The organism is Achromobacter sp. K91, assembly GCF_003576205.1.
GTDB lineage: Bacteria > Pseudomonadota > Gammaproteobacteria > Burkholderiales > Burkholderiaceae_B > Achromobacter > Achromobacter aegrifaciens.
In genome coordinates, this window is the sequence record NZ_QWFB01000084.1 from 1 (window position 1) to 3,358 (window position 3,358).

The following is a 3,358-nucleotide window of genomic DNA, read 5'->3' on the forward strand; positions in this document are numbered from 1 at the left end:
TGCGGAATAAAAGCTTGACGATGACCTACTTTCACAGACGTCCGTCCACTATCATCGGCGCAAAGTCGTTTCACTGTCCTGTTCGGGATGGGAAGGAGTGGGACCAACTCGCTATGGTCGTCAAGCGTAACTGGTTGAGCGGCTGCGGTTAGGCAACTGCTCCAATCTTGGAAGAAACACAACGCGTGGTGATCAGAGTCGAACTCGATGATCACGCACGGTGGGGTGTAATTGGTGTTGGCTGGCTGCTGACGGTGCAGCCAGATTTTGTATTGAACGACACTTGGAACGCTACATCACCAGGTCATAACCATCAGTGTTATAGGATCAAGCCTCACGGGCAATTAGTATCGGTTAGCTTAACGCATTACTGCGCTTCCACACCCGACCTATCAACGTCCTGGTCTCGAACGACCCTTCAGGGGGATCAAGTCCCCGGGATACCTTATCTTCAGACGAGTTTCCCGCTTAGATGCCTTCAGCGGTTATCTCTTCCGTACTTAGCTACCCGGCAATGCCATTGGCATGACAACCGGTACACCAGAGGTACGTCCACTCCGGTCCTCTCGTACTAGGAGCAGGCTCCGTCAAGTATCCAACGCCCACGGCAGATAGGGACCAAACTGTCTCACGACGTTTTAAACCCAGCTCACGTACCTCTTTAAATGGCGAACAGCCATACCCTTGGGACCGGCTACAGCCCCAGGATGAGATGAGCCGACATCGAGGTGCCAAACACCGCCGTCGATATGAACTCTTGGGCGGTATCAGCCTGTTATCCCCAGAGTACCTTTTATCCGTTGAGCGATGGCCCTTCCATTCAGAACCACCGGATCACTATGTCCTGCTTTCGCACCTGTTCGACTTGTCAGTCTCACAGTCAAGCACGCTTATGCCATTGCACTATCAGCACGATTTCCGACCGTACCTAGCGTACCTTCGAACTCCTCCGTTACACTTTGGGAGGAGACCGCCCCAGTCAAACTGCCCACCATGCACTGTCCCCGATCCGGATAACGGACCAAGGTTAGAACCGCAAACAAACCAGGGTGGTATTTCAAGGATGGCTCCACGTGATCTAGCGACCACGCTTCAAAGCCTCCCACCTATCCTACACAGGCCGGTTCACAGATCAATGCAAAGCTACAGTAAAGGTTCATGGGGTCTTTCCGTCTAGCCGCGGGTAGATTGCATCATCACAAACACTTCAACTTCGCTGAGTCTCAGGAGGAGACAGTGTGGCCATCGTTACGCCATTCGTGCAGGTCGGAACTTACCCGACAAGGAATTTCGCTACCTTAGGACCGTTATAGTTACGGCCGCCGTTTACCGGGGCTTCGATCAAGAGCTTGCACCCCATCACTTAACCTTCCGGCACCGGGCAGGCGTCACACCCTATACGTCGACTTTCGTCTTTGCAGAGTGCTGTGTTTTTAATAAACAGTCGCAGCCACCGATTCTCTGCGACCCCATCATGCTAAGCGCGCAGGCGCTTCACACTACCGGGGTATACCTTCTCCCGAAGTTACGGTATCAATTTGCCGAGTTCCTTCTCCTGAGTTCTCTCAAGCGCCTTGGAATATTCATCCCGTCCACCTGTGTCGGTTTGCGGTACGGTCTCGTACAGCTGAAGCTTAGAGGCTTTTCTTGGAACCACTTCCAATCACTTCGCAAGCAATGCTCGCTCGTGCCACACCCTTGATTTACGCGCCCGGATTTGCCTAAGCGCCATCTTCGATGCAGCAACAGGGACATCCAACACCCTGATGATCTTCCGCGATCCGTCCCCCCATCGCACTGTACGACGGTGCTGGAATATTAACCAGCTTCCCATCAGCTACGCATCTCTGCCTCGCCTTAGGGGCCGACTCACCCTGCGCCGATGAACGTTGCGCAGGAAACCTTGGACTTACGGCGAGGGGGCTTTTCACCCCCTTTATCGCTACTCATGTCAGCATTCGCACTTCTGATACCTCCAGCAGCCTTTACAAGCCACCTTCGCAGGCTTACAGAACGCTCTCCTACCGCGTGCACAAAGTGCACACCCGCAGCTTCGGTTTATCGCTTAGCCCCGTTACATCTTCCGCGCAGGACGACTCGATCAGTGAGCTATTACGCTTTCTTTAAAGGATGGCTGCTTCTAAGCCAACCTCCTGACTGTCTATGCCTTCCCACTTCGTTTCCCACTTAGCGATAATTTGGGACCTTAGCTGGCGGTCTGGGTTGTTTCCCTCTTGAGTCCGGACGTTAGCACCCGGTGCTCTGTCTCCCAAGCTGTACTTGCGGGTATTCGGAGTTTGCCATAGTTTGGTAAGTCGCCATGACCCCCTAGCTATAACAGTGCTCTACCCCCCGCAGTAATACTTGAGGCACTACCTAAATAGTTTTCGGAGAGAACCAGCTATTTCCAGATTTGTTTAGCCTTTCACCCCTATCCACAGCTCATCCCCTAATTTTTCAACATTAGTGGGTTCGGTCCTCCAGCACGTGTTACCGTGCCTTCAACCTGGCCATGGATAGATCATCTGGTTTCGGGTCTACACCCAGCGACTGAATCGCCCTATTCGGACTCGCTTTCGCTACGGCTTCCCTATTCGGTTAACCTTGCCACTGAATGTAAGTCGCTGACCCATTATACAAAAGGTACGCAGTCACCCCACAAGGAGGCTCCTACTGTTTGTATGCATACGGTTTCAGGATCTATTTCACTCCCCTTCCGGGGTTCTTTTCGCCTTTCCCTCACGGTACTGGTTCACTATCGGTCGATCACGAGTATTTAGCCTTGGAGGATGGTCCCCCCATCTTCAAACAGGATTTCACGTGTCCCGCCCTACTTTTCTTACGCTTAGTTCCACACACAAGATTTCGCCTACAGGGCTATCACCTGCTACGGCCGGACTTTCCATTCCGTTCGACTATCTTGCGTGCTAAAACGTAAAGGCTCTTCCGATTTCGCTCGCCACTACTTTCGGAATCTCGGTTGATTTCTTTTCCTCGAGCTACTGAGATGTTTCAGTTCACCCGGTTCGCTTCCACTGGCCTATGTATTCAGCCAGGGATACTCCTTACGGAGTGGGTTTCCCCATTCGGACATCTACGGATCAAAGCTTGTTTGCCAGCTCCCCGTAGCTTTTCGCAGGCTACTACGTCCTTCATCGCCTGTGATCGCCAAGGCATCCACCATATGCACTTAGTCGCTTGATCCTATAACGCTGTAGGCTATAGGACCTGAGTATTAGCGTTTGTGCCGTTCATAAGTTTCAAAGCAGTCTGAGGTTATTCACCCCAGTCTTGAGAACTTGGAACAAAATTAATGCAATCACAACCCGTACCCATCTTCATCAGCAAGCTGATTACT

Annotated in this window: 2 rRNA genes; both read right to left on the bottom strand. The window is 52.1% G+C overall.

Features of this window, described 5'->3' with window-relative positions:
• Window positions 1-12 precede the first annotated feature (12 nt).
• Window positions 13-125 (bottom strand): 5S ribosomal RNA (rrf, locus tag DXK93_RS30695).
• Between the two features lie 198 nt (window positions 126-323).
• Window positions 324-3,204 (bottom strand): 23S ribosomal RNA (locus DXK93_RS30700).
• Window positions 3,205-3,358: the final 154 nt, after the last annotated feature.